Genomic DNA, 26,414 nt, shown 5'->3' with positions numbered 1-26,414 from the left:
GACGAGCTGAGATTATAAAAGGTAATATGCTATTGGTTTTTCACTGTAATATTTCCATTATGTGTGTTTAATTTAATTATATTTTCTCCCTTTCCAATAACCGTATTCCCGTTATATTTATTCAGGATATTCGCGCTGCCGTTGGCGACAGAAACATTAAATTGAACATTAGTTGGTTCTTTTTCGGTTTCAATATTAATTTTCCCGTTATGAGTCATAAAATTGAGATTTCGATCCAGTTCATTCGTTTTAAGAGTAAGACTTCCATTTTTAGTTTGTCCATCTATTTCACCTTCAACATGGTCTAGCATTATTCGTCCGTTGTTCGATTTCACATGAATATTTTGTGCCAATACATCTTTGAAATCCATAATTCCATTGTTTGCTTCTGCGATAATTTTTGGCGAATTGATTTCTCTTAATTCAACATGTCCATTGCTTGTATTGATATTAAAATGTGTTGCGTTTAGTTTTTTAGCAGAAACGTAGCCATTATTATTGGAAACTTTTAATGAATCATATTGTTTTTCGGGTAGATACACATTTAATGTTAATGGAGCCAATACTTCAGAAATATTAAAGTTGAACCAGCTCTGTTGTTTTTCTTTATAAGAAATGAGAAGCGTTGAATCTTCCTCATCCGTAGCTAATGTTCTTTTTACGTTTGGATTAACCTCGCCATCTAATTTTACTTTCACGTTACTATCTTTTGTAGGATTGATATTAACACGAACGTTATTTGTATCAATAATGACGCTTGACACATTATTATTATTAACGACCTTTTCTTCTGAAATTGGTACTGCAGCAATTGAACGATAAGTGAATAAACTTCCGATAATACCAATAATGAAAATAATACCTGCAATGATTGAAAGACTCTTTTTATTTATCATGCTTCAAACCACCTTTTACTAATGCTATATTGAACTTTAAATAACGAACAAATCCATTCTTTGCTAGCTTCGTTAAAAATAACATAGCAATAACAATGAAATATCCAAGTCCACAAAGTGCTAAAGAAACAAAAAGATTAAATAGCAAGAATGTATTTGGATGTATAATAGTATCAACTAAAACAAGTAATGGTGCGCCTAAAAATGAGATACCTAGAACCCATCCTGAAAAAATTAATGCCGCTAATGTAATTGCAGGTCCAAGCACGATTAACAAATTAAAAAAACCTAATCCAATTACTGCCCAAATTGCCCGAAAAACATTTCCTGTTGTTGCACTTGCTGTTACTTTCTCAATATGATAATCTGCTAATAACTCTTTGGCGATTTGAGCTGGAGAGCCTAATGAAGTTGCAATTTCTTCTTCACTTTTCCCTTCCTCTAATCCGAAAGTAAAATGTTCTTCATAATCTTTTAAAATATCTGCACGCTCTTTATCAGATAACCTTTTTAGAGATACATTTAATTGTTGTAAAAATTTATCTTTCGTCATTACCTACACCTTCTTTAATTAATTGATTGACACCTTGTGAAAACTCATTCCATTCCTCCAAAAGTTGATACAAATACGTTCTACCTTTATCCGTCAGTGTATAATACTTTCTTGAAGGGCCTTCTGAAGACTCCTGTAAATACGTTGTAAAATATTCTTCCTTAGTTAGCCTTCGAAGAAGAGGATAAACAGACCCTTCTGATATTTCAATTCGATTGGAAATATTTCGAACTAATTCATATCCATAACGGTCTTGCTTATCCAGTAAGACAAGAACACAAAGTTCTAAAACTCCTTTTTTAAATTGTACATTCAATATTCATTCACCCTATTCTAATTGATATCCACTACTGTTTATTATTTAGTACTGTTTTATAACGAATAACTACAAGTATAATATAACACTTGGTATTGTTCATTGCAAGGTACACTGGAAAAATAAGTATACCTCTCATCCGACGCTTATAAAATCAGAGTGATGGGTGTTGCTCGCCAGTTACAAAGTTCTAAATGAAGTTGAAACAGCTCTTTTACAAAATGGAAAGAACTCAACTTTTTTACATAATGACGCTTTACCTACTATAATAAAAGAGTAAATGACTCTTACTTTAATGGAGGGAATACAAATGAAAGCAATTGGTTTACATGAATACTTACCTATTGAAGAAGAAAACAGTTTAATTGATATTGAAGTTGAAAGACCTGTTGCTACAGGAAGAGATATACTTGTTAAAATTAACGCTATTTCCGTTAATCCAGTTGATACAAAAGTTCGCTCTCCGAAAGATAAAAAAGAAGATGTAGCGAAAATACTTGGCTGGGATGCTAGTGGTGTCGTCGTACAAACGGGCGAAGGTTGTACGTTATTTAAAGAAGGCGACGAAGTATTTTACGCTGGAAGCATTACGAGACAAGGTACATATAGTGAATACCACCTAGTTGACGAAAGAATCGTTGGAAAGAAACCAAAAACGTTAAGTGATGCTGAATCTGCAGCACTTCCTTTAACAGCTATCACGGCTTGGGAAGGTTTATTTGAACGTTTAGGTATTGATTATAATAAGAAAGATGAGAATACATTCAAAAACATTTTAATTATTGGTGGCGCTGGTGGTGTTGGCTCGATTGCCATCCAACTTGCAAAATGGGCTGGACTGAATGTAATCACAACTGCATCCCGTAATGAAACGATAAACTGGGTTGAAAAATTTGGTGCCGATTATATTATTAACCATCACCAGCCTTTACAAGATCAAATATTAGAGTTTGGGCTAAAAGACGTAGATTATATTTTCTGCTTAAACAATACAGATCAACATTGGCAAGCAATATGTGACCTCATTAAACCACAAGGAAAAATTTGCTCTATCGTAGAAAATGAACACCCTCTTGAGATGGGTATTTTAAAAAGTAAAAGTGCTACATTCGTTTGGGAGTTTATGTTCACAAAAGCAATGTATGAAACTGGCGATATGATTACGCAGCACGAACTATTAAATAAAGTAAGCGAACTATTAGATGAAGGTATTTTAAAGACTACATTAAATGAAACACTTTCACCAATTAACGCTGAAAACGTAAAGAAAGCACATGCTCTGCTTGAAAGCGGAAGTACCATTGGGAAAATCGTTTTAGAGAAATTTTAATAGTAAAAAATCCGATTTCCATATGAGAAATCGGATTTTTTACTTTCTTTATTTACTTGAAATCTCTTGATCATTTTGAACATCTAACGGAGGTCGTTTCCCTATTCCGAAAGCATAGAAACTAATTGTGACGATAGCTAAGAAAACAATACCTACAACTAATGAAATACGTGTATCATCGTTAAACCACATTCCGATTAATACCATAATTAAAAAGGCAATTGTCAAATAGTTTGTAACAGGAGCAAATGGCATTTTGAACGGATGATCTTTCATCTCTGCTCCCTTTTCTTTTCTAAAATTAATTTGACTAATTAAAATGACGAACCATGGTACCATACCAGGAAGTACGCTCGCACTATATACATATACGAATAAGTTTTTCGGTGCGATATAACTTAAAACAACACCAACCGCTAAACCGATAATTACGCCAACTGTACCGAATAAAGGTACACCATTTCCAGAAAGTTTCGTGAAATATTTCGGCGCTTGTCCATTTACACCTAACGTATAAAGCATACGGCCCGCACTATAAATACCACTATTACAACCCGACATTGCCGCTGTAATAACAACGAAGTTAATAAGTCCAGCTGCTGCCGTAATACCAACCTTCGCAAAAGTTGCTACGAACGGACTACCAATTGTACTTAATTGATCCCACGGATATACAGTTACAATAACGAAAATAGCACCAATATAGAAAATTAAAATACGCCAAATTGTACTTTGAATCGCTCTTGTAAGTGTCTTCTTCGGGTTTTTCGCTTCACCAGCAGTAATACCAATTAATTCCACACCTTGGTATGCACCAACTACAAGTGATAATGCAAAGAAGAATCCTGAAAAACCACCTGTAAAGAAACCGCCATTTGACCAAAGATTAGATATGCCAATCGCTTCTCCACCGTTACCAATTCCAAAGAAAATAAGTCCAAATCCCGCAATAATCATTAATAGAATCGTAACGATTTTAATCATCGCAAACCAAAATTCAAATTCACCAAATGACTTAACAGAAATTAAGTTAGCTGCGCCAAGAATAACCATTGCGATTACGCCTGGTATCCAAGCTGGTAATTCCGGGAACCAATATTTCATATATGCTCCAACCGCAATAATTTCTGACATCCCAACGATAACCCACTGGAACCAGTTACTCCACGCTGTCATATAGCCAGCTAGCGGATGAATATACTTATGACCGAACGTCGCAAATGAACCTGTACTCGGCTCCATATACAACATTTCACCCATCGCACGCATAATGAAGAAGATAAAAATACCTGCAATTGCATAAGCAAGCATTACTGACGGACCTGTCCATTTAATCGTGCTGGCCGACCCCATAAACAAACCAACACCAATCGTTCCGCCTAAAGCGATCATTTGAATATGACGTGCTTCTAAGCCCCTTTTCAATTCCTTGTTTGCCACTTCACTTCCCCCTCTTAGATGATTCATAGCCGCATTTTAAAACAAGATGCTTTCCCCTAATTCCTTTCGGCCCTGAAAATGATGAAGCAAACGTCATTTTACACTAGCTTTAAAGCTATCCTAAAATCGTTTTTTGCCTCTTACAAAATTCTCAAAACCTTTCATCTTCCAATATTCTATAAATCTTAAAATTACTTACCTTATATTAATTCATTTATCTGAAAAGTTCAATTATTTTTTCGATAAATTATTATACATAAGTCTGATTAATTTTTAACTAAATTAACAATAAAATACATCTATTCAATATGATTCCGGCATGAATATTATTACAGTATAAATAACCGAGGAGAGTATTTCTTCCTAGGTTTCACATCTCATGTACTTCAATCTTTATAGTTGATAACGTAATTTCCCACACGTCCGATTCATATACTAACCAGAAATTTAATATATTAATAAACTACTGATTTCTTTAGTCCAGCCCAATTTTGAGGCAGGAATCTTATTGCCTCAAAACAGCGGGATACAATATAAAAGGGTCTCATTTTTAATGAGACCCTTTTACCATTTCATATTTAAATCGTTTTTGAAGTTTGTTTACCTAAAATAAACACTTTAGTAAACACCATCATGATAACTACTATAGCTAGAAAATAAAGTGGCATCACGAGTAACGAGCCCGTATGCAGCTGACTCATTCCCAAAATTGTCATCGTTACAATTACATAGTACCCTAAGCTAAACAATGCACCTGCTGTACCAATGACATCTTGAAAATCTACTAAAGCTAAACTTAAACAGTTAGGTAATGCTACTCCAATTCCTAATAGCAATATAAACATCGCTATTAAAAATACAATCATATATATTACATTCGCACTTGATCCAACAAACGTAATTACAGATAAAAGGATAGCTCCTCCTGTCATTACGAGACAACCGATATATATAATTTTCTCTGGTTTATAAGTAGTAAGTAGACGTTTTGAAAGTTTCGCTCCAACAATAGAAGCAGACGCAACAACAATTCCTAGAAATCCATACATACTAGGCGATAACTGAAAGTATTCAATAAAGATAAACGGCGCTTCTGCATAATAGCTAAATAAAACACCATTCGTTCCTCCAATTAATAACCCATATGTTACTACTTTCGGATTTGTAATCAACCGTTTAAAAACAGAAAACACATTTATTTTATTCGTTACTGAGTCCGTTTTTGTTTCCGGAAGGGAAACAAACGTATACAGCAAAATTCCGACACTCATAACTACTAAACTTAAAAATACGATTTTAAATCCAAACATTTGATCAAGAAAACCACCAATTAACGGCCCTATCGCTGGTGTAAAAGCAATGACTGCCGAGATTTGAGCAAACATAACATGCCTCTTATGCCCTTCTACACTTTCACGTAAAATCGTTTGTGTAACAACAGAGCCAGCACTTGCTCCAAACGCTTGAATAAAACGACTTAGCAATAAAACTTCAATGGAATTTGCAATAAAGCATAAGAAACTCCCAACGCCATATACGACAATTCCAAATAACATTGCCGGGCGACGGCCAATTATATCTGATAACCATCCAATAAAAAATACACCTAAAGCAAATCCAGCAAAATACACACTAAGTGTTAACTGTACCTCATTATTACTTACATGTAACGCCTTTGAAATATCAGGTAAAGACGGTGTGTAAATCGTTTCACTAATTTGCGGAAATGCGACAAGAATGATCATTAACAAAAGTGATGGTACTGAGACTTTTTTCATTTTTCATACCCTCCTATAACTTTGAAAATCTCAGAAATAAAAAGACTTTCCTTAGCTACGGAACAGGAGGGGCCATTATAGAAATTCGATCATAAAACAACAAAGAAAACACCTCAATTACGTATGTTAATACTTATAGGAGGGTAATATTAACATTAATTTTAATATATACTTTTTCAATTATATTACATATTGCGTTTCTTTTTCTAGTGTTGAGCCTTGGAATCTTTGTTAAAAAGATAACTTGAAGCTACCACCTTTTTATGGAATAATTAGAAATAGTTTGAATTAACAGTTCTAATTTTAAAGCGATAGACTAGCATTTTTAGTGTCGTAAAGCTTGCAAACAGGAGGCCTTTCGTAATGATTGAAATTTTAAGGACAGTAATAAATTTCCTAATCTCTCTATTCTCAGGAGAATTACCAATTGTTTATTATGTGTGGATTATCGCTCTTTTTATCATGCAAATAATCCAGGCTACACTAAGCTATAAGCTCTTTAAAAAGAAAGTCAATTTTAGCACTTATATGTCAACAGAGTTACTCGCTTTTATCATTCTATTATTTGGTGGTATGTTAATATCTAAGTTACTTGCCTACATAATAGACGATCCTACTATTAGTATGACAAATGTAACACATTATTTTATTTCCCTTATCATACTAACTATATTTGTCTCTATTGGCTTTATTAAAGACTTTTTACAATCATCTATTAGTAATAAAAATGTAGCTCTTTTTACCATTTTAGTAGTGTCCTTACTAGCTAGTATACTTTCATTCAAGTTTTTATCACCTTTCATTGCAGGTTCTTTTTCTCTTTCTAAATCTTTTATAGCCACTTTAATTATTGTAGTACTCGGATTCATTGCTGTATTAATTTCTTTAGAGGAAAAGTATGCAGATGAAGAGTAATTCTTGCATTTATAGTTTGAAATTGAGTGTCTATTCTTTTTAGCCGTTTAACTAAAAAAATAACAGTCATTGAATCGAAATTTAAGCAGAAATGAGGAAATACAATTGAGCATTGAACAACAATTATATGATGCAGTGAAAAGTTTAATTGACCAAAGATACCCACACGGTTGGGGCGGAGCTGCAGCAATTCGTGTAGAAGATGGATCCATTTATACAAGTGTGGCCCCTGACGTAATAAACGCTTCAACAGAACTTTGTATGGAAACAGGTGCAATTTTAGAAGCACATAAATTTCATAAGAAAGTTACACATTCTATTTGTCTTGCAAGGGAAAATGAGCATTCTGAATTAAAAGTGTTATCACCTTGTGGTGTATGCCAAGAACGTTTATTTTATTGGGGACCAGAAGTACTATGCGCCATTACAAATCCTAAACAAGATATCATTTTCAAACCGTTAAAAGAATTGCAGCCATACCATTGGAGCGAAGTATATCATGATGAATTCGTAAAAGAATGGAGTACGAGATAAAGTGAAACTTTAATCAGTGTGGGTTTTGTTCATCCCCACTGATTATCAGCCCTCACCAATCGGGCTTTTACGGGCAGTCCGCCTCCACCTACCTTCTTTGCTTTTTCTGAATTTCCAGGTGGTAGGCTTACTGCCCGTTAATGCGGGATAAAGTGAAATCTGCTCGCAAATAGCGGAAATTAAAAGTTATTCACTAAAAAAGCACCGTCACAAATGACGGTGCTTTTTCTATGTAAGAGCTACTAGAAGGTTCCCTTCTAGCCTACTCCCATTTATAAGTCCAAAATTGTTCCAGTTGCAGCCATTTTAATGTTGCTGCATCTTTGTTTTTGATTTTTACGTGTGTTTCTTCTAACATCGCTTCTGTTTGTGAACGATGCGCACCTAGTGCAGCTAATTTATGCTCGAACACTTCACTAATATTATTTACAACATCCGGCTCACCTAATACAGCTTCACGATTTCTCGTAATCGCAACTGCATGAATGGCTGGACGTTCTTCTTTTGGCATACGCGATACAGCGCGAACGACAGCGCGGCCAAATGCATCATGATCTGGATGTACGCCGTGCTCTGGATAAAATGTAATAATTCGAGATGGATTTACTTCTTGAATGATTGCTTCAATTTTATCTGCAACGAAATCAACATCTTCAAATTCTAACGTTTTATCATGGAAACCAAGCATTCTTAAATCTTGAATTCCCATCGCTTCACATGCATCTTTTAATTCTTTTTCACGGATATTTGGAATCGTTTCACGGTTAGCGAATACGTTCTTCCCCATGTTACGTCCCATTTGTCCTAAAGTACCACATGCATACGTTACAGGTACTCCTTGATCTGTTAATAAGCGAATTGTTCCTCCCGCAGCAAATGCTTCGTCATCTGGATGCGGAAATACAACAAGTACATGTCTCTCCATAAGTTTCCCTCCTTCTTACTTAAATGGCGTTAAGCTTAACTCAAGTGCAACTGCTAAGCGACCTTGGTTATCATGCCCTGCAAGTAATAAACGCTCTTTATCGTCTACTTCCCAGTGCGTAATACCTTCTGCATATACCCAGCCATGATCCATTTTTAAACCAACTCGGTATGGATTCGTGCCAGTAATCTTCCCGCGTTCAAAGCGAATAATTGCATTTCGAATGAATGCACCAACCGTCATCATCTTTTCGTTAAAGTGTGACGCATACGCTCCGTTCGTTGTTTCTAAATGAATATATACATCTTTATTTACAAAACGTTCAATTTCATTTTGAATAAGAGAACTATCTTTTACTATTTCCATCGGAATTCACCTCTTTAAACCATTTTACGCAAAAATAATGTAAATTGCTATCTCTATATTAGAGGACAACGCCCACTTTTCCTAATAATTTGCACTGTGTTTTTTATATTTTTTATATGATATGTAAAAAATATATTTTTTCCTTCACTTTGTTAAATAGTTTTCTTTCTTTTTTGAATTTGCTACAATATATTTTATCCCGTATTTATGCAGGGAGTTACATTTTGACAATTGAATACATACTTTAAAGAAGGTGACATGATTGGAACAATCAGCACATGAAGTAGCAAATTGGCAATATTATTTTGCAATTGCCGTATTTTTAATCACGTACGGATTTATTATTTCTGAGAAATTGAATCGTGCTGTAATCGCACTATTCGGCGCTGCTATTATGATTATTTTTGGAGTTGTAGATTTACATACTGCTTTCACATCACATATTCAATGGGAAACGATTACCCTTTTAATTGGGATGATGATTCTCGTACATATTACGAGTCAATCAGGCGTATTTGAATTTGTGGCCATTAAAGCAGCGAAGGCAGCTGGTGGAAAACCAATCCGCATTTTATTATTACTATCCCTATTAACTGCTGTCGGTTCTGCCTTTTTGGACAACGTAACGACCGTTCTACTAATCGTTCCTGTTACACTGTCCATTACACGTATTTTAAAAGTAAACCCTGTTCCTTATTTGATTTCAGAAGTACTATTTTCAAATATAGGTGGAACAGCAACATTAATCGGTGACCCACCGAACATTATGATTGGTTCAGCAAACAAGCATTTAGACTTTAATGCCTTTTTACTTAACTTAGCTCCAATCGTAATCATTATTTCTATCGTGACACTTGGCATTATTTACTTCATGTATCGTAACAAACTAAAAACAACAACTGAGCAAATTAAAATATTAATGGCATTGAACGAAAAAGATTATATTAAAGATCAAAGCCTCCTTTTAAAATCCATTTCAATTTTAGGACTAACTATTTTAGGCTTTGTACTTCATTCGATTATTCATGTAGACGCTGCGGTTATCGCGATGACAGGCGCTACACTTCTTATGCTAATCGGAGTAAAAGAACATGATATTGAAGATGTATTTGCCCACGTTGAATGGGTAACCATTTTCTTCTTCGCTGGATTATTCGTTCTCGTTGGCGGGTTAATTGATATCGGGCTTATTTCTTCACTCGCAAAAGAAGTACTCGACGTAACGAATGGTGATATCGGTTTCGCTGCGATACTTATTTTATGGGTATCAGGCATCGCATCTGCGACAATTGACAATATCCCCTTTGTCGCAACGATGATTCCGCTTATTCAAGATTTAGCTACAGGACTCGGACTATCTGTCGACTCTCCGCAAATCGAAGTACTATGGTGGGCGTTATCACTTGGGGCTTGCTTAGGAGGAAACGGAACATTAATCGGAGCATCCGCAAACGTAGTCGTTGCTGGTATTGCAAAACGTGAAGGACATGCTTTCTCTTATATGGACTTCTTAAAAATTGGTTTACCGTTAACAATCATTGCGCTATTGTTATCACATGCTTACATTTATTTACGTTATTTAATGTAAAAGTTGTATTGCATGAAATTATATCGTCAAATAAAAAAGGTTTGCAGCACTATGCTTCAAACCTTTTTTTCATCACCAAAATATACCGATAATTGCTAACCCACCTAATATCATACCGCCAATTTGTCCGACGATTGTTGGTGATAATTGAACACCTTTTCGTACTTCAACAACCGGTCTTTCGTGCCTTATTTGCTGCACTTCACTTTGAAGTTGATGTACACTTCCATGTAATTCTTTAATTAGTTCCTTTAATTCAGCGACCTCTTCATTTACTGGTTTTGCTTTTTCTAAATTCATTTTGCATAACTCCTTATAAATTCAATCAGTACACTGTAAATTTTCGCCAATTATCATTATATCTCCTGCATACTACATATATAATTTCGAATGTACTTTTTAGTCTTGCATCTCCATCCATTCATCCCACAATATCCCCATAATGATACGATCAAAACACTTCCCATCTCTTTGAACTGCTTCTCTCATACAACCTTCTAACTGAAAACCCATCTTTTTATACAACTCAATAGCAGCTTTATTATAAGAAATAACATCCAGACCGACGCGGTGCAAATTCAATTCATAGAAAGCATATTTTAAGATAAGATGGATCACTTCTCTTCCATATCCCTTCCCTCTATCATTTGCATCTCCTATACCAATTGCCAATAAACCCGTTCTGTTATTCCACTCTATGCCATGAATTGCGACAAAACCAATTAAGCGATCATCTTGAACTGTCCTTACCATAAAAGAAACACTATTCGATCTTCGTCCCTTTAATAGCCCATCACTCGCTATTTCTTGTATTGATTGCGGGAATGCTACATCTGTATCTACGTTTCTTAAATACTCACTATCTTCTTGCCACATAGCCATTACTTCAGCGTCTGCTTCTCTCATAGCTGATAATTTAATCGTTTTATTTCGAAAAAGATTCATTGTCATTTCAAACTCCCCCTTTATTAAATAACGGGGATACTTATTTCAACCTATTTATCCCCTTATTCCATAAACTGTTTTTTAAATGGGATACTTACAATAAGCGCTGACATTGGCACATCTCCTCTGCATTAAATTACATTCATTGTATAATTTTTCATTTATTCTAACAATAATAAAAGACCCTCAAAATTTAGAGGATCTTCCTAACGACGAATCGATATTATTTCGTAAACATTTTCTCTGCTTCATCCATTGCCATTTTGTTACCTAAAGCAGAATAGTCAAGCCATGGCTGGTCATTAATAATGTATACATGCTTTCCTTTAACAGCTTTTAAGTCTTTCCAAATTGGTGTTTCTTGAAGTTGTTTAAATGCAGCTTTTGCCTTATCGTCTCTATTTACAACAACGAAAATCGCATCTGCATCAAAGTCAGGTAATACTTCTTGTGAAATGACTTCGAAAGGACGGTTTCCATCAATTTTCTCTACACCGTTTGCAGGTTGTAATCCTAAGTCTTGGAACAAAATTGGTCCCATCGGTCTTTTCGTACTAAATACACGTAATTCTTTTGCAGTAACACGAATTGCCATTATTTTTTCGTTATTACCTAATTCTTTATCTATTAAACTTTTTACTCGTTTTGATTGCTCTTCGTAATCTTGAATATATGTATCCGCTTCTTTCTCACGGTTTACAAGTTTACCAACTTGTTTTAACTGATCTCTCCACGTACCTTCATCTAAATTGAAAGAATGTGTTTTTGCAATTTTTTCGTATTTCGCTACATCTTTGCCCGCGTATTTTTCATCCACATAAATGTCAGTTGGCTTCAATTGAAGTAACGCTTCCATATTCGGGTCTGTTACAACACCAAGTTTCTTCGTATCTTTCAACTGCTCTTTTGCATGCGGTAAGAAATCTTTTAAATCTCCTCCAATAACAGAACCTACAGGTGTAATTCCTAATGCCAGTAAATTATTCGTTAAGTGAATGGACATAGAAGCGATTTTCGGATCATTACTTTTTTCAGTTTTTTTCGTTGCCTCTTCATTAGATTTCGTTTGGCCACATGCTGCTAATACTAAAATACACATCACGCTAAATAAAATAGTAAGTTTCTTTTTCATATGTTCTCCTCTTTGAAGTATTTATTTTGTTTTTGTAAGTAAATAAAGAAAATAAGGTGCTCCTAAAGCTGCCACTACTACACCAGCTGGAATAGAATTTGGCTCGAATATAGAACGACCTATCGTATCTGCTAGTACTAAAACAATCATTCCGATAATGCCAGCTAGTGGAAGGAAATGTTGATACGTAGTACCTACTAACTTTCTTGCAATATGCGGAGCAACTAAACCGATAAAACCAATCCCTCCTGCCATCGATACACTCGCGCAAGATAATCCAACCGCTGTAGCTAAAAGGAGTAACCGTTCTTTTTGAACAGAAACACCAAGTCCTGCTGCCACACTATCACCTAGTGACAATGCATTTAACGTTTTAGATTTTAGCCATGCATACGGGGTTAGTATGAAAATCCAAGGTAATAATGCAAGGACATGAATCCAATCCCTTCCCCACACGTTACCAACTAACCATCTAGAAGCGAATGTATATGTCTCATCATTTAACTTGAGAGAGAAAAATAACGAAATTGCACTAAATCCAGCTGAAACAGCAATACCAACGAGAATAAGTCTAATAGGAAGTAAACCTTTTGATCGATCACTCGCAAGTATAATAATTAAAAATGCAGCTAGTATTCCCCCACCAAATGTAAATAACGGTATTAAAATCGATGCATTCTCATTAATAGAATGAAAGAAAGTAACAAATATAATTAGCCCGAAAGATGCACCTGCATGTAATCCTAAAATACCAGGGTCTGCAAGTGCATTACGTGATAATCCTTGTAAAATCGCACCGGAAATCCCAAGGCCAATACCAGCTAACATGGTGATTATAATTCTTGGCATACGATAATCGTATAGCACTGTTGCGCTCTCAAAATCACCATAACCGAAAAGTGTTTGAATTACTTTAAGTGGCGCTATGCTCAGTGTCCCTGTATTTAAACTAATTAAAATGACAGCGATACTAATACAACCAAAAATTGTAGTTACAGTAATAGCTCTCTTTTTATCTGTGTTCAAAAGATCCTTCACTTATAGCTCCCTCCCAACTTTACGTGCTATATAAAGGAAGAACGGGACTCCAACAAGAGCTACCATAATTCCTATCGCGAGTTCTTTAGGAGGGTTTACTGTTCTTGCCCCTAAGTCAGCTAAAACTAATAACATTGCTCCTAATAACGCTGACATAGGAATAATGAGTCGATAATTCACACCAACTAATTTTCTAGCAATATGCGGAATAACGAGTCCTACAAATCCGATAGAACCAACAGCTGAAACAGATACACCTGCAAGAATGACTACTATAATCATCCCTAGTATTCTCGTTCGGTTCGTTTTTACTCCTAAATTCGTAGCGACGTCATCCCCCATTGATATGAGTGAAATAGATCGCCCTATCACTATCGCAAAAAGAACCGTTATAAGAATAATAGGAACTAAAAACTTCAAATGTTCCCACTTAACCCCTGCAACACCACCAGCGTACCAAAACGCTAAATCTTGACTTAAGTCATAATAAATCGCGATACCTGAACTCAACGAATGCAATAGCGCGGCCATAACTGCCCCTGCAATCGTTAACCTCATTGGTGTTAATCCGCCTGATGTTGCTGATCCGATAATAAAAATGAGTACTGTACTTAAAACCGCTCCAATAAAGGAAACAATCATTAAATAGGAATACGGCATATGCGGGAAAAAGGCAAAACTAAGTGCTACTACAAACATCGCACCTGCATTTATACCAAGCACACCTGCATCAGCTAAAGGATTTCGTGTTACCCCTTGCATTACAGCACCAGCGACTGCAAAAGCTGCTCCTACAACTGCTGCGCCAATTACCCTTGGGAGCCTTAATTCATAAATAATTTGGTGCTGCGTTAATTTCGGATTATAATCAAAAACCGCTGCCCATACGGTTTGCAAATGGATATCCTTTGCACCGAATGCAATAGCTAAAAATATAGATCCGATTAAACATAAAATTGTTAAGCTCATAAAACATATGAACTTAATATGTATCCAGCGATTATTGCCAGCATGTACAGCAAACTTATGTAACATGTTTCATTTCATCCTTTATATGCAGTTGTTTTTTATAATTATTTTTAATTTATAATCATTATTGATAATAATTATCATTTTCATTTAGATATTATATCCCCACTTTTTTTAAATAGCAAACTATTTTTTTACTTTGTTAAATATTAAAATACTTTTTACAATTCCTTTCTAAAACTTACAAATACATGAAAAATAAACTACTGGCTTATTTTTTAAATTGTAGTATACTTAGTCATTATTTTGAGTTTTCCAACAAAAACATCGAAGGTGACACAATGTTCTATATAAAACAACTACTACACTTCACTTACAAGCAAGCATTATCTTGCTTATTCCCAGTCGTTATTTTCTTAACACTAGCCCTTTCAAAAATCATTTCTATCCCAGGTCTATACCGCTACGATTTCATACTCATCGTATGTCTTCTTATGCAGTGGATTATGTACAAAACTGGACTTGAAACGAAAGACGAACTAAAAGTAATTACTGTCTTCCATCTCATCGGCCTTCTACTAGAAATATATAAAGTACATCTCGGTTCATGGAGTTATCCGGAAGAAGCATATTCAAAAGTTTTTGGAGTTCCGCTTTACAGTGGTTTTATGTATGCAAGTGTTGCCAGTTACATATGCCAAGCGTGGAGAAGATTACATTTACAAATGCACCATTGGCCGAGTGCTATTTTTGCCGTACCGCTAGGCGCAATGATTTACTTCAATTTTTTCACACATCATTTTCTATATGACTTTAGATGGGTATTAACTTTACTATTATTCATCGTTTTCTTTCGGACATTTGTGGAATTTTCATTACGAGGCGTTACATATAAAATGCCACTCGTTCTTTCATTTTTCCTTATCGGGTTCTTCATTTGGATTGCGGAAAACATCGCAACATTTTTCGGAGCATGGCAATATCCAAATCAGCGGGAAGCGTGGAATCTCGTTCACTTAAGTAAAATTAGCTCATGGTTTTTACTCGTTGTTATTAGCATTATGATTGTTACACAACTCAAACATTTGAAGGAGTCGAAAAAATAATGCTGATTATGTAAAAAATAGTTAGCCCATCACTCATTAGAGAGTGATGGGCTTTTCTACCTTCCTTATTAAAGGAGTTACACATTATGAGCTACTACTAGCAGAAGATGTTGCTGCAGATGAAGCGGCAATCGTTGCCATCATAGCTGCTTGTTGTGCTTGTATGAGGACCTCTATCATTGTTTGTAAACCTGTGTTAGTAGCTTTACTTTCCTCACCTTTCTGACTTACGAACAGTTGAATAGCAATAAGAATATTCGCGTCTGTATGCCAACGGAATAATTTCTCCCCCTGTAATTTTTCAATCAGCGCTTTAATAGAATGAATCTCTTTTTCTCCATCCTCAAGTAACGCTAGTAGCCCTATGGCTGGGTAATGCATCTGTTTCACTTTTACCTTTTCTTTTTTTAACGAGTTCCATATGTTTGTACATGTTGCAACTAACATTTCTTCACGAACATCCTTCTTTAGTGAAAGGATATGACTTAAAAACTGAAGATCATTCCCTTTACGCAAACCAGCTTTCGCTAGTTTCTGATACAGACGTTCCACTCGGTCCATAAGTGTTTCTACATTCTCTGATTGTCCTGCTAGTAAAACTGCAAGTGGGTAATCATTTGTACTTGTAAGAAAAAGGTGATCCTCTTTCATACGTTTATATACTTGCATCGAACGCTGAATGTGCGTGCCATGCTGTTCATTTTCTTCTGTTAAAAGCACAGATGCTGCGAGATAAGTAAATATACTCCGACTAAAACCACCAGCAACCAATTGTTCATATAAATCTAAAAACTTTCGAAAAGCCTTCTTGTAATCTGTAAAGTGAATATCTAAAGTTGCGGCCACCACAAAGCGATGATAAGACTTTAAGTATGAAAACATCCCTACTTGATTTTTAATATAACTACTAATCTCTAAAAAACGTCCGAGATTAAACAATTTATCACTACCTGTATACATAGCAGCAATCATCATACCTGTTCGAGAATCACTCGTTTTCCATTTTAGTTCTCGCTTTAACTGTGTATACGTATGTGTGTATTGCTCCAACTTTTGTTCTAATGTAATCATAGTATTCACCCCTATTTCTAGTTCTTCTCTTTTATTATACTTATATTTCATGCAGGTTTCGCAACCTTAATTCTGTATTATCTTCAATATTTTTCTATTATGTAAAACAAATATAATAACTATTCCTATTTTATCAGTATCAAGATTGCAATTGCTTATGCCCCTTTAAGCTCAACGACAAAAAGGATAGATAATAAATTATCTATCCTTTTTGTCGTTATATTATTTCACAATACAGGTGTAATTTCGTTTTTTACATGCAATTACAACTAAAGAGCTTTAATAATACGTTCCATCGCCTTCATTTGTCCAATATGATCAGCTTCATGATAAAGCATCATACCGTAAAGCTCCCCTACCGTTTCCAATCCTAGGAATGGCTCTGGCAGTTTATTTTCAAATGCTTCTGCTGGAATTTCGTTAATACGTTTCGCTTGTTCTTTTAATTGAGCCGTTAACACTTCTAACGATGGTCCTTCTGTTTTCCATTTAGACGGTCTTGATCCATACCCAAACATACCTGGATATTCAGTTGGTAATTGTTTGAATTCTTTTCCAAACATGAAAACTTCTGCTGCCGTTAATACATGACCGATATGCCAACGAATTGTATTGTTAAAACCTTCTGGCTGCGTATCCACAGTTTTATCGTCTAGCGTCTCCATAAATTTAAGTAATGCCCCGCGCGTTATTTCAAATTGTTTTAAGCCAACTAGTCTATTCATTTGATCGTTCTCCTTCTTCATGTACCATTTATTATGAACTAAAAATGTTCAACTCATTAAAGTTTTACCTTGTTTAATCTATCAGAAACAATGAAGAAATACATCTAATATGCTTAGTAAAAATATTTAAAAGGTTCACCCTAATAAATATAGAATTACCTACTACAAAGTTAGTTTAGTAAATAATAGAGGAGTGTCAATTACATGTTACATATTTTAAAACAACAATATAATCTTATTAGCTCTACAAGAGAAACTCTATTTTCGTTTTTGGAAGAAATCCCATTAGAAAAATTACATAGCACTGTTCCTAATTTCGGGAGCGGTAGCATTATAAAGACACATATTCATGTAGCCGATTGCTATCGATACTGGCTTGGATCATTCGCATTCAAGCAAAAGCGAGCGGATTTTTCATTTGCTAGTGATTATGAAATTGAGCATGCAGATATCACGAAAGTCCGTGCTAGATTTAAGTTAGTAGATGAGACTGTACAACGATTTTTAGATGAATACAATGACCGCTGGCTCGAAAATATAGCAAATGAAGTGAAATGGCAAAAAGAACCTTGGAGTACAACACCGCTATGGCTTTTAACTCATACAGAGACACATGAGTTTCATCATAAAGGACAAATTGTATCAATGGCTCGTCACCTTGGATACAATCCTCCTGATACAGACCTTAGTTAATTCGATTATTTTAACAAATGAACTACTAGAACTGTCGTTAACGTTGTTTATGTATATGGAAAAGCTCTTCATTCTTTTTAATGTTGTTTATAGTTTTACAAATTTTTTTACGGCACAAACTTGTATTATATTTTAATTATGTTTGTGTCGTATTCTTATTAATTAGTTTCACATCCATAAAAAATATATTAATATGTTTCCTTTTATTATTTCAATTACCTAATCAATAAGGGATTCTTTCTTTTCATTATTACTTTACACAAAATAAATACGAAAATTCCGAAAATAAAAGTTGAAAATGCTGGTAACACTTTATCATTTGGCACGTACACACTCCAAAAAGAATTAAGAAGCGCATGGAAAATTAGACACATAAAAATACTTTTAGTTGCGTTATACATTGTAGTTAATAAGAACGATATGGCAATTGTCGTAATTATAAAAGCTATAAAATCCCTTTGAGTTTGATTCGTGCCCGGAATAAACCATAACGGCCAGTGCCAAATAGCCCATATAAAGCTCACAATAATCGTACTAAAAAATGCCGAAAACCTTTTCTGAAGGGCAGGCTGTAAGAATCCTCTCCATCCGATTTCTTCAAGACCACCACCAACGATCATTATTGGAAAACTAAGTAATGCCACGTATAATGGTTTTTGCATCGTTGCTCCACCAAATATTATTGGCAGATAACAACTAATAAAAGCCAAAACAACGATTAGAATATACCATAAAAAATGATACTTAGGATTAACAACATTTTTTATAAACACTCTGAACTCTTCTTTTGATCCATATTTTTTCTTTAAGCTAATTGCAACGATTGCCGGCATAATTCCCCCAAAAACAAATACTATCATCGCTAGCGGTGTACCAAATGTCGTAATGTTAAATTTTATTAAGTTAATTAATAGCCCCCATAGTATCCATGTAAATATTAAAGTGCACATTACATATCGTTTAATTTCTTTCCCCATTTACTTGCCTCCTTTGTTTTAATTACAGCATAAATTTGGATGAAAGAAAATACTTTATGTTAAATTATTCCAAAACACAAAGAAGCATCTATACTCAATTAGATCTTTACAAACAATCCCGCTACCTGCTTTAATTCAGTTGAGGTCTGAAGTTAGAGTCTTACTATTCATTAATCCTGAATAAACAAAGAGCATGCTTTGAAACCCAATCAAAACATGCTCTTTAAATATGCTATCTTAAATTTTTTATAATATGATCAATACCAAATAGTCTCCGCATAATTATATGCGTCACTATTCGGAATAGCATGTTTCCCTTGCGCCTGTGCCTTTCTTGGATCTAAATCATATACCATTGGCGTATAGCATGATGTTTGCCCTTTATTTACAACACCATTTCCTCCAGTACTCCCACAAGTATATGCCTTTCCATCTGTTTTTCTTACGATTCTTGCATCAGCTTCGTTATTATATACTGCTGCACGAGTTACTGTAACTTTTGCCCATGCTGTCTTACACGTCGTGCTAAATTTTAATTCCACATAAGAATTGGAATCAATCCACTTCTTTTCTTTCGTTACTGCGGATTGGTCACAACTATTATAGTAAGGACTTTTCCCATCATATGAATGGTCTTCTGCATATGCTTTATCATTACCAGTCATACTAAACATACTAGTTAAAACGAGCAAAGATAGAAAAAAACATGCGCTTAGCTTTTTTAAAAGTTTCATAGCAATCCGCTCCTTTTTAATAGCGTCCAGTTTTCCCGTAACCATTATTAATCGTCACCGCTTCGGCATCAGCTGTATAACCAAAATCAGCAGTTAAATCAAATACCATTCCTGTATAAGTGCTCGTTTGACCTGTTTTTATTGCTCCATTACCACTATTAGAATCTACTGATTTTTGGAATACACCGTTTTTATATTTATTAATAACGGCGTAAGCATATATTCCCCCAGAAACAGAAGGTGCTGGTTGATCTAAAACAAGCTTAGACCATGCTGCATGACATTTATTACTATAACGTAAATACACTGTCCCTACTTTTTTACTCCCTTCATATACAGCTGTAGACTTTGCATTAAATCCATCTGCATCACACGTTGTACTACCTCCGTATACTTTCGTTGTTGCTGGATTTTTCCCGTCATAATAACTACTTAAATCAGTAGCTGCAAATGTACTTCCTTGAAAACTAAATAATACACCTACACTCACTACACTTAACACACATACTTTCATTAACTTTTTAAACATTGTAAATCTCCTCCTTCAAAATAAGTACGTATCATAAAGACAATCTATCCCCTATGTAAGCCCTCCTTTCATGCTTCCTAGAGGCATCTTACAGAAACGAATAAACGTTGTAAATTCCCTTATAGTTATTGGAATATACGAAGAAATTTACTTATCCGTCTAAGAAAAAAAGTTGAGAAATACACATTTTATTGCATCCTTATTTAAAACATAAAAGAACCGATACTTATTTCACTCAAGCATCGGTTCTTTATACAAAATTGTCATTTTTTCTTTTATATAAATCAAATATTTCTCCACTTAATCCGTTGTAAAAAACTCCCTCGTCACATCAATAAATTGTTGCAGCGGCACTGTCATCCATTTATCTTTATGCCAAGCGATTTGTGTATAAATCGGTGAGATTGCACTTTCTAAATGTAACTCTTCTATCGTCCCTTCTCGTATATCTTTTTCTACTACTATTGCTGGTAAAACTCCTATTCCTAAATCTGCAATAACACATTGTTTAATTGCCTCGACACTAACGAACTCAATTTTATTTGCTGGATACACATCTTCTGTACGAAATAGCTCTTCAAATAAAGTTCGGTACGAGCAACCAAGTTCTGTTAACAAAAGTGTTTCCGTTTCTATATCTTTTATAGAAACGGAAGTTTGCTCGAGTAAATGATGCCCTGAAGCAGCTACTACTTTTAATTCTTCTTTCATAAGCGGCTCCACATGTAAAGCATCTTCTGTTTTACATTCGTCCAAAATAAAGGCAAGATCGACTTTTCCCTCCATCAATTGTTCCTTCACATCTTTATTGGAATGTGCTGGTTTAAATATAAGCTTTATTTGAGGAAATTGCGCTTTAAACCTCTTTAATATAGATGGCAGCCTATATGTACATTGACTCTCTTGCGCACCGATTATTAACGTACCTGCTATTTCCTTATCATCTTTCACAGCCATTTTCGCTTCGTTGCTGAGCGCAATCATCTTGTCGGCATATAGTTGAAACTTCCTACCTGCTTCAGTTAAGAAAAGACGTTTTCCTAATCTTTCAAATAACGGCGTACCTAGCTCAGCTTCTAACGTTTTAATTTGCGCTGTCACACTCGATTGAGCAAAGTTTAATTTCTTCGCAGTTTGCGTAAAATTCAAAGTATCCGCTGCTACTTTAAATGTAATTAATTGTTTTATCTCCATTTATCGTCCCTCTTTTCAATCGATATTTCCGATTGATTTCATCGAAATAATCCTCTTTGTCTATTGATATTTGTATTGTATGATAAAGAGCATCGACAAACAATAAAATGGAGGTATTCCATATGAAAGCACTTTGTTTCGAACAGTTCGGAAACCCAGATGTACTACAATTTAAAGAAATACATGACCCAATCATAAATCCAAATGAAATTCTTATCCGCACGAAAGCAATCGGATTAAACTTCGCTGATATTTATAGACGCCGCGGTGATTATCATCTCGCTGGTAACCCGCCTTATATATTAGGTTATGAAGGCGCCGGCATTGTTGAACAAGTAGGAGCTGACGTTACGAATATTAATCCTGGAGACCGTATCGTATTTGCTGATGTACCTTTTGCAAATGCAGAACTAGTTGCTGTTCCATCGGAGAAAGCAATTAAGCTTCCAGATTCTATCTCTTTTGAAACAGCCGCTTCTGTCTTATTACAAGGATTAACAGCACATTATTTAACGAAAGATAGCTATGAAATAAAACAAGGTGATATAGCTTTAGTACATGCCGCAGCTGGTGGTGTTGGACAACTTCTTATTCAAATCATTAAACTACTAGGCGGAAAGGTAATCGGCCTCACGTCATCAAAAGAAAAAGCACAAATAGCTACATTAGCTGGTGCTGATCACGTATTTTTATATACGGAAGCATGGCCTGCGAAAGTACTTGAAATAACAAACGGTGATGGAGTAAATGTTGTATATGAATCAGTAGGTTCTACACTAGAGGAAAGTTTTAGCGCTACTAAAACTGGTGGTACTGTCGTATTTTACGGAATGGCTGGCGGTAATCCTGCTCCCGTTGATCCGCGTATGCTTATGGATACTTCAAAAACTTTAACTGGCGGAGACCTTTGGAACGTGCTTACATCTTATGAAGAGAGAAAAGAACGCTCCTCTCAATTATTCGAATGGATTACGACCGAAAAATTAAAGATCGCAAGTTCTACTACATTCTCTTTACAAGATGGTGCCCGTGCTCATGAATTATTAGAGAGCCGAAAAAGCACAGGGAAGATTTTATTAATCCCATAATTCATAAAATAAAAAGGAAGCTAGATTTCTCTATCTTCCTTTTCTTATTTTTATATTTCCACACTTTCTTTCCCTTTTGCAACATAACTCATATCTCCAACCGACTCGACTGTGTATGTTCCATTTTGATATATAATCTTCGTCACACTAGCATTTTCTACTCCAAGTTTTGTTTTGCTACTGTCTAACATTTCGATTAAGGTAGTAATCAAAAGCCCATGAACGACAACTAAAACGTTACCGCCACCACTTTTAGTAGATTCTTCACTAATTTTATCAATTTCTGCTTTTATACGCGTAGAAAATAATTCCCAATCTTCCGCCTGTTTTGTAGGGTCTGCTGCTCTAATCAGATTAATCACTTCTTGAATAGAAAACTTCATAAGTTCTTCTGGTGATGTAACGCCCGCAGCTTTTCCAACCATATCCCACATACTTTCAAGTTTTTCACCTTCAAAAATACCAAAATTTAATTCTCGTAAATTTTTTCTTTGCTCTAGTTTCAATTTTGATTGCTCACTATATTTTAATACTAAATTAGCAGTTTCAATCGCTCGGCCACTATCACTACTATATGCACTCATAAAATGAACATCTTTTAATCCCGTTCCTAAATTAGAGGCAACTTCCACACCTTTTTCTACTAACGGAGAGTCTGCCCAACCTTGCGCGCGATGATTCGTATTTAATATTGTTTTACCGTGTCTTGTAACATATAACGTAACTACATTCTCATTGCTATCTGTTTCTCGATTCTTCATTCTTTTCTCTCCCTTTACATTTCTATATCAATTTTACCATCTTAATTATTCATTGAGCAAAATATACGTAAGTGCATTTGTTTAATAAAAAAGCTATCTTTCTGTATATCCCTACAAAAAGATAGCATCTTTTATGATTACATTTTTTTAACCGATACTCCTACTCAGCAAATGCACTCGAATACTCAACAACTCCTTCTACACCTTCAAGAGCATTCCCTCTCAGTTCCATCACCATAAACACTTCATCTGGTACTTCAAATGGTGCTTTTATATTCCACTCACTTGCTTTCTTAAAACCAAATTTCGGATAGTACTCTGGATGGCCTAATACTACAACTGACCCGTATCCAAGGCCTTTTGCTTTTTCTAACGCAGCTACAATAAGTTTACCGCCAATTCCTTTTTTCTGATGGCCCCTAGCAACTGATACTGGCGCAAGCGCTAATGAATCTACAGAAGCTCCATCTTTTTCTATCGTAATTTTCGATAACATAATGTGACCGACTATTTCCTCATCTACCGCAACAATAGATAACTCAGGAACAAACGCATCACATTCTCTAATACGCTTTACAAGTTCATGTTCCTTTTTATCACTATACTCTTCATTTAAAAATACTTCTTTTACAACTTCTTCTGTTTTTCTATAATCGCTTTTTTGTTCTTGCCTAATCGTTACCACTCTATATTACCCTCTATTCTTTCTTATTTCTTTTTGGATTTTACGAAGCGCTTTTTTCGATCCGCGCTCAATATCATGTTGCATTTTTCTTTCTTTATAATCGACAAATAGTGTATTTAAATCGTATCCCTCTGGATATAATTCTTTTGCTGCTACCTCTAAAGTAATACGTTTTACATTTACTTCAACAAATTCACCGTTATAATATACAACGACGTTATAGAAATTATCTATTTCCTTATAGATAATACCAAAATCATCATGATCTAATAAATTTACACGATCGCCGATTTTGTACTCGTAATGATTTTCTCTTTTTTCTTGCACAAGTTTCGGTTTTCTAATTTTACTTTCATTCACTTTTTCTAGCGCATATTCTTTATTTTCCATATACGCTTTCGCTCTTTGTAGTACACGTTCTCTTACATTCATTTTATTCGCAATCCAAAGCGCATTACTTTCACCTGATTTACCGATCACTAATTTATACAGCGGTTCTAGTGTCTCACTATTAAATTGCATTGCTGCGTTCATAAAATCATCGTGCATTTCTGAGAAGCGTTTAATTTCACCATAATGTGTACTCGCAACTGTAATACATCCCGCAAGATAAAACTCCTCTAAAATAGAGATTGCAAGTGCTGCCCCTTCATTCGGTTCAGTCCCGCTTCCTATTTCATCAAATAATAGCAACGTATTATTGTTTGACATCCTCATAATTTCAGATAGATTTTTCATATGAGATGAAAATGTACTTAGTGCATTTTCGATACTTTGATTATCACCAATATCTACAAATACATTTTCAAAAATAGCAATTTCTGTTTCTTTATCTCCAGCGATGTGCAAGCCTGACATTGTCGCTAAAGTTAACAATCCGATTGTTTTTAATACAATTGTTTTCCCGCCCGCATTCGGTCCTGTAATAATTAAACTACGGTAGTTTTGACCAATTTCAAAGTGTAACGGTACTACTTTTCCACTTAAAAGCGGATGCTTACAATTTACTAAACGAATGTAGCCATGATCATTTAATTCCGGCTCTATTCCATCGATTGATTTACTAAACTTCGCTTTTGCAAATACCATATCATACTGACTAATTAATTCCATATTAATTTTTATATGATAAATATTTTCTACTACCATCCCTGATAAAGTCGCTAAAATTTGATACTCTTCCATCGCTTCTTCTGCTTTCAAACTAGCGAGTTCCGCGTTTAACTTTGTAACCGTATGCGGTTCTACAAATACAGTAGAACCTTTAGCAGACGCTTCAACTATACTTCCCGCAACTTGATTTTTATAAGAAGATTTAATTGGAATCGTATACCTATCATCCTTCTTACTAATAAAGAATTCTTGAATATACTTCTTATTTGCACTACTATTTAAAAACTTCGTTAAACGTTCTTTTATTTTCCCTTCTACCGAATCAATGTTATTTCGAATTCGTTTTAACTCTTTACTCGCAGCTGCATCAATACTATTGCCTTTTATTGAAAAATTAATTTCCTCTTCAATACTTTTATATTCAGTCATTGAATTTGCATAAGAAGCTAATACTGGCGCAAAAAATTCTTTATCTAACATAAATTTTTTAATCTTTCTACAGCCACGTAAAAAGTCTGAAACACTTACTAACTCTTCAGGATCTAAAATCATCCCTTTTTCTAATTTTTGAATTGTACTAGCAATATTTGAAATACCGAAAAAAGGAACATGCCCTTCTGCATCTACTATAGCTCGTGCTTCCGTCGTTTCATTCAAGCGATTCCTCACTACTTTTATACTCGTACTCGGTTCTAATTTATTTAATAATTCCTTACCTAATCCACTTACACAATAAGATTTCACTATATCCTTCAATTCGTTATATTGTAATTTTTCAAAAGTCATCGTATTCATTTTGTTTCTCCTCACTATGATTGATTTTTATCATAAATGAAGATACCTACCCATTAGATTCCAATGAGCCCTACACGATTTAATTACCATTTTTATACATTAAAAATATATACAAAAAAGCTGCGGGGATACCGCAGCTTTTACATTTACAAGGCATGTGTAATAACATATGAGGAAATAAGCCATAAAAAACAGATGGCAATCCCATTATTACACGC

28 protein-coding genes are annotated in these 26,414 nt (G+C 34.8%); 7 read left to right on the top strand and 21 right to left on the bottom strand.

Annotated elements, in window-relative coordinates:
• Positions 1 to 29: 29 nt before the first annotated feature.
• Genes ABH961_RS15445 through ABH961_RS15435 form a run of 3 tightly spaced genes read right to left on the bottom strand, consistent with a single transcriptional unit; the run spans position 30 to position 1,765 of the window.
• On the bottom strand, positions 30 to 896 hold the full coding sequence (locus ABH961_RS15445) for a DUF4097 family beta strand repeat-containing protein (RefSeq protein ID WP_098156166.1): 867 nt from the start codon (positions 894 to 896) through the stop codon (positions 30 to 32).
• Entirely contained in the window at positions 886 to 1,449 is a 564-nt protein-coding gene (locus ABH961_RS15440; protein ID WP_060487820.1) for an HAAS signaling domain-containing protein, read from the bottom strand. Before ABH961_RS15440 ends, ABH961_RS15445 begins: the two co-directional genes overlap by 11 nt.
• Entirely contained in the window at positions 1,436 to 1,765 is a 330-nt protein-coding gene (locus tag ABH961_RS15435) for a PadR family transcriptional regulator (protein WP_001102638.1), read from the bottom strand. Before ABH961_RS15435 ends, ABH961_RS15440 begins: the two co-directional genes overlap by 14 nt.
• Before the next feature lie 310 nt (positions 1,766 to 2,075).
• Here ABH961_RS15435 and ABH961_RS15430 point away from each other — a divergent pair, with 310 nt between their 5' ends.
• Entirely contained in the window at positions 2,076 to 3,095 is a 1,020-nt protein-coding gene (locus ABH961_RS15430; RefSeq protein WP_097889791.1) for a zinc-binding alcohol dehydrogenase family protein, read from the top strand.
• Between the two features lie 48 nt (positions 3,096 to 3,143).
• On the opposite strand, the gene ABH961_RS15425 is transcribed toward ABH961_RS15430, so the two are convergent.
• Both ABH961_RS15425 and ABH961_RS15420 read right to left on the bottom strand, forming a co-directional pair.
• Positions 3,144 to 4,535: an amino acid permease gene (locus ABH961_RS15425; RefSeq protein ID WP_060487822.1), complete on the bottom strand. Its 1,392-nt coding sequence runs from the start codon at positions 4,533 to 4,535 to the stop codon at positions 3,144 to 3,146.
• Between the two features lie 578 nt (positions 4,536 to 5,113).
• The gene (locus tag ABH961_RS15420) at positions 5,114 to 6,313 is read right to left on the bottom strand and encodes a multidrug effflux MFS transporter (protein ID WP_098642904.1); all 1,200 of its coding nucleotides are present in this window, start codon (positions 6,311 to 6,313) and stop codon (positions 5,114 to 5,116) included.
• Between the two features lie 363 nt (positions 6,314 to 6,676).
• On the opposite strand from ABH961_RS15420, the gene ABH961_RS15415 reads away from it, so the two are divergent.
• Together ABH961_RS15415 and ABH961_RS15410 are read left to right on the top strand one after the other, a co-directional pair.
• Positions 6,677 to 7,228, top strand: coding sequence for a DUF5823 family protein (locus ABH961_RS15415; RefSeq protein WP_048543823.1), 552 nt, complete (start codon positions 6,677 to 6,679; stop codon positions 7,226 to 7,228).
• A 105-nt stretch (positions 7,229 to 7,333) separates the two neighbouring features.
• On the top strand, positions 7,334 to 7,762 hold the full coding sequence (locus ABH961_RS15410) for a cytidine deaminase (protein ID WP_098078063.1): 429 nt from the start codon (positions 7,334 to 7,336) through the stop codon (positions 7,760 to 7,762).
• A 262-nt stretch (positions 7,763 to 8,024) separates the two neighbouring features.
• Here the strand turns inward: ABH961_RS15410 and bshB2 are convergent, their stop codons facing one another.
• Both bshB2 and ABH961_RS15400 read right to left on the bottom strand, forming a co-directional pair.
• Positions 8,025 to 8,687, bottom strand: a complete 663-nt coding sequence (gene bshB2 / locus ABH961_RS15405) for a bacillithiol biosynthesis deacetylase BshB2 (RefSeq protein ID WP_048543828.1) — start codon at positions 8,685 to 8,687, stop codon at positions 8,025 to 8,027.
• A gap of 15 nt (positions 8,688 to 8,702) precedes the next feature.
• Positions 8,703 to 9,053 (bottom strand): YojF family protein, encoded by a 351-nt coding sequence (locus ABH961_RS15400; RefSeq protein WP_000407039.1) that lies wholly within the window; start codon positions 9,051 to 9,053, stop codon positions 8,703 to 8,705.
• Positions 9,054 to 9,315: 262 nt separating this feature from the next.
• Here ABH961_RS15400 and ABH961_RS15395 point away from each other — a divergent pair, with 262 nt between their 5' ends.
• Positions 9,316 to 10,641, top strand: a complete 1,326-nt coding sequence (locus tag ABH961_RS15395; protein WP_048543830.1) for an ArsB/NhaD family transporter — start codon at positions 9,316 to 9,318, stop codon at positions 10,639 to 10,641.
• Between the two features lie 72 nt (positions 10,642 to 10,713).
• On the opposite strand, the gene ABH961_RS15390 is transcribed toward ABH961_RS15395, so the two are convergent.
• From ABH961_RS15390 to ABH961_RS15370, 5 genes are all read right to left on the bottom strand, one after another.
• Positions 10,714 to 10,941, bottom strand: coding sequence for a hypothetical protein (locus tag ABH961_RS15390; protein ID WP_098078055.1), 228 nt, complete (start codon positions 10,939 to 10,941; stop codon positions 10,714 to 10,716).
• Positions 10,942 to 11,040: 99 nt separating this feature from the next.
• Complete coding sequence (locus tag ABH961_RS15385) at positions 11,041 to 11,592, bottom strand: GNAT family N-acetyltransferase (RefSeq protein WP_098848087.1); 552 nt, start codon at positions 11,590 to 11,592, stop codon at positions 11,041 to 11,043.
• A gap of 217 nt (positions 11,593 to 11,809) precedes the next feature.
• The gene (locus ABH961_RS15380; protein WP_404519605.1) at positions 11,810 to 12,718 is read right to left on the bottom strand and encodes an iron-hydroxamate ABC transporter substrate-binding protein; all 909 of its coding nucleotides are present in this window, start codon (positions 12,716 to 12,718) and stop codon (positions 11,810 to 11,812) included.
• 21 nt (positions 12,719 to 12,739) lie between these two features.
• Complete coding sequence (locus tag ABH961_RS15375; protein ID WP_097889787.1) at positions 12,740 to 13,756, bottom strand: FecCD family ABC transporter permease; 1,017 nt, start codon at positions 13,754 to 13,756, stop codon at positions 12,740 to 12,742.
• Complete coding sequence (locus ABH961_RS15370) at positions 13,757 to 14,791, bottom strand: FecCD family ABC transporter permease (protein ID WP_048543839.1); 1,035 nt, start codon at positions 14,789 to 14,791, stop codon at positions 13,757 to 13,759.
• A 275-nt stretch (positions 14,792 to 15,066) separates the two neighbouring features.
• Between ABH961_RS15370 and ABH961_RS15365 the strand changes: the two genes are divergently transcribed.
• A complete protein-coding gene (locus ABH961_RS15365; RefSeq protein WP_048543841.1) occupies positions 15,067 to 15,831 on the top strand; it encodes a DUF817 domain-containing protein in 765 nt (254 codons plus the stop codon).
• 84 nt (positions 15,832 to 15,915) lie between these two features.
• On the opposite strand, the gene ABH961_RS15360 is transcribed toward ABH961_RS15365, so the two are convergent.
• Together ABH961_RS15360 and ABH961_RS15355 are read right to left on the bottom strand one after the other, a co-directional pair.
• Positions 15,916 to 16,953, bottom strand: coding sequence for a DUF4003 domain-containing protein (locus ABH961_RS15360; RefSeq protein WP_098078045.1), 1,038 nt, complete (start codon positions 16,951 to 16,953; stop codon positions 15,916 to 15,918).
• Between the two features lie 218 nt (positions 16,954 to 17,171).
• Entirely contained in the window at positions 17,172 to 17,648 is a 477-nt protein-coding gene (locus ABH961_RS15355) for a DinB family protein (protein WP_116443069.1), read from the bottom strand.
• 183 nt (positions 17,649 to 17,831) lie between these two features.
• On the opposite strand from ABH961_RS15355, the gene ABH961_RS15350 reads away from it, so the two are divergent.
• Positions 17,832 to 18,320: a DinB family protein gene (locus tag ABH961_RS15350; RefSeq protein ID WP_098078043.1), complete on the top strand. Its 489-nt coding sequence runs from the start codon at positions 17,832 to 17,834 to the stop codon at positions 18,318 to 18,320.
• Positions 18,321 to 18,535: 215 nt separating this feature from the next.
• Here the strand turns inward: ABH961_RS15350 and ABH961_RS15345 are convergent, their stop codons facing one another.
• The 4 genes from ABH961_RS15345 to ABH961_RS15330 form a co-directional block, all read right to left on the bottom strand.
• On the bottom strand, positions 18,536 to 19,297 hold the full coding sequence (locus ABH961_RS15345) for a CPBP family intramembrane glutamic endopeptidase (protein WP_098848091.1): 762 nt from the start codon (positions 19,295 to 19,297) through the stop codon (positions 18,536 to 18,538).
• 257 nt (positions 19,298 to 19,554) lie between these two features.
• Entirely contained in the window at positions 19,555 to 20,031 is a 477-nt protein-coding gene (locus ABH961_RS15340; RefSeq protein ID WP_048543851.1) for a DUF2690 domain-containing protein, read from the bottom strand.
• A gap of 16 nt (positions 20,032 to 20,047) precedes the next feature.
• Positions 20,048 to 20,560: a DUF2690 domain-containing protein gene (locus ABH961_RS15335; RefSeq protein WP_000473763.1), complete on the bottom strand. Its 513-nt coding sequence runs from the start codon at positions 20,558 to 20,560 to the stop codon at positions 20,048 to 20,050.
• 300 nt (positions 20,561 to 20,860) lie between these two features.
• Positions 20,861 to 21,754 (bottom strand): LysR family transcriptional regulator, encoded by an 894-nt coding sequence (locus ABH961_RS15330; RefSeq protein WP_404519601.1) that lies wholly within the window; start codon positions 21,752 to 21,754, stop codon positions 20,861 to 20,863.
• A 122-nt stretch (positions 21,755 to 21,876) separates the two neighbouring features.
• Here ABH961_RS15330 and ABH961_RS15325 point away from each other — a divergent pair, with 122 nt between their 5' ends.
• On the top strand, positions 21,877 to 22,842 hold the full coding sequence (locus ABH961_RS15325; protein WP_098078038.1) for a quinone oxidoreductase family protein: 966 nt from the start codon (positions 21,877 to 21,879) through the stop codon (positions 22,840 to 22,842).
• Between the two features lie 50 nt (positions 22,843 to 22,892).
• On the opposite strand, the gene ABH961_RS15320 is transcribed toward ABH961_RS15325, so the two are convergent.
• From ABH961_RS15320 to ABH961_RS15310, 3 genes are all read right to left on the bottom strand, one after another.
• Positions 22,893 to 23,603, bottom strand: a complete 711-nt coding sequence (locus ABH961_RS15320; RefSeq protein ID WP_048543858.1) for a histidine phosphatase family protein — start codon at positions 23,601 to 23,603, stop codon at positions 22,893 to 22,895.
• A 160-nt stretch (positions 23,604 to 23,763) separates the two neighbouring features.
• Positions 23,764 to 24,288: a GNAT family N-acetyltransferase gene (locus ABH961_RS15315; protein WP_098078035.1), complete on the bottom strand. Its 525-nt coding sequence runs from the start codon at positions 24,286 to 24,288 to the stop codon at positions 23,764 to 23,766.
• Positions 24,289 to 24,294: 6 nt separating this feature from the next.
• On the bottom strand, positions 24,295 to 26,196 hold the full coding sequence (locus ABH961_RS15310) for an endonuclease MutS2 (protein WP_404519599.1): 1,902 nt from the start codon (positions 26,194 to 26,196) through the stop codon (positions 24,295 to 24,297).
• Positions 26,197 to 26,414 lie beyond the last annotated feature (218 nt).

Origin of the sequence: Bacillus sp. RC251, assembly GCF_044908765.1 — a bacterium.
Lineage (GTDB): Bacteria > Bacillota > Bacilli > Bacillales > Bacillaceae_G > Bacillus_A > Bacillus_A wiedmannii.
Note: the sequence above shows the minus strand (reverse complement) of the source record. Positions and strands in the feature narration are given on the sequence as shown.

Coding starts and splice junctions, on each gene's coding strand:
- ABH961_RS15445 (WP_098156166.1), bottom strand. CDS start 896: ATGATAAATAAAAAGAGTCTTTCAATCATTGCAGGTATTATTTTCATT.
- ABH961_RS15440 (WP_060487820.1), bottom strand. CDS start 1,449: ATGACGAAAGATAAATTTTTACAACAATTAAATGTATCTCTAAAAAGG.
- ABH961_RS15430 (WP_097889791.1), top strand. CDS start 2,076: ATGAAAGCAATTGGTTTACATGAATACTTACCTATTGAAGAAGAAAAC.
- ABH961_RS15420 (WP_098642904.1), bottom strand. CDS start 6,313: ATGAAAAAAGTCTCAGTACCATCACTTTTGTTAATGATCATTCTTGTC.
- ABH961_RS15415 (WP_048543823.1), top strand. CDS start 6,677: ATGATTGAAATTTTAAGGACAGTAATAAATTTCCTAATCTCTCTATTC.
- bshB2 (WP_048543828.1), bottom strand. CDS start 8,687: ATGGAGAGACATGTACTTGTTGTATTTCCGCATCCAGATGACGAAGCA.
- ABH961_RS15400 (WP_000407039.1), bottom strand. CDS start 9,053: ATGGAAATAGTAAAAGATAGTTCTCTTATTCAAAATGAAATTGAACGT.
- ABH961_RS15390 (WP_098078055.1), bottom strand. CDS start 10,941: ATGAATTTAGAAAAAGCAAAACCAGTAAATGAAGAGGTCGCTGAATTA.
- ABH961_RS15385 (WP_098848087.1), bottom strand. CDS start 11,592: ATGACAATGAATCTTTTTCGAAATAAAACGATTAAATTATCAGCTATG.
- ABH961_RS15380 (WP_404519605.1), bottom strand. CDS start 12,718: ATGAAAAAGAAACTTACTATTTTATTTAGCGTGATGTGTATTTTAGTA.
- ABH961_RS15370 (WP_048543839.1), bottom strand. CDS start 14,791: ATGTTACATAAGTTTGCTGTACATGCTGGCAATAATCGCTGGATACAT.
- ABH961_RS15365 (WP_048543841.1), top strand. CDS start 15,067: ATGTTCTATATAAAACAACTACTACACTTCACTTACAAGCAAGCATTA.
- ABH961_RS15360 (WP_098078045.1), bottom strand. CDS start 16,953: ATGAAATATAAGTATAATAAAAGAGAAGAACTAGAAATAGGGGTGAAT.
- ABH961_RS15355 (WP_116443069.1), bottom strand. CDS start 17,648: ATGAAGAAGGAGAACGATCAAATGAATAGACTAGTTGGCTTAAAACAA.
- ABH961_RS15350 (WP_098078043.1), top strand. CDS start 17,832: ATGTTACATATTTTAAAACAACAATATAATCTTATTAGCTCTACAAGA.
- ABH961_RS15345 (WP_098848091.1), bottom strand. CDS start 19,297: ATGGGGAAAGAAATTAAACGATATGTAATGTGCACTTTAATATTTACA.
- ABH961_RS15340 (WP_048543851.1), bottom strand. CDS start 20,031: ATGAAACTTTTAAAAAAGCTAAGCGCATGTTTTTTTCTATCTTTGCTC.
- ABH961_RS15335 (WP_000473763.1), bottom strand. CDS start 20,560: ATGTTTAAAAAGTTAATGAAAGTATGTGTGTTAAGTGTAGTGAGTGTA.
- ABH961_RS15330 (WP_404519601.1), bottom strand. CDS start 21,754: ATGGAGATAAAACAATTAATTACATTTAAAGTAGCAGCGGATACTTTG.
- ABH961_RS15325 (WP_098078038.1), top strand. CDS start 21,877: ATGAAAGCACTTTGTTTCGAACAGTTCGGAAACCCAGATGTACTACAA.
- ABH961_RS15320 (WP_048543858.1), bottom strand. CDS start 23,603: ATGAAGAATCGAGAAACAGATAGCAATGAGAATGTAGTTACGTTATAT.
- ABH961_RS15310 (WP_404519599.1), bottom strand. CDS start 26,196: ATGAATACGATGACTTTTGAAAAATTACAATATAACGAATTGAAGGAT.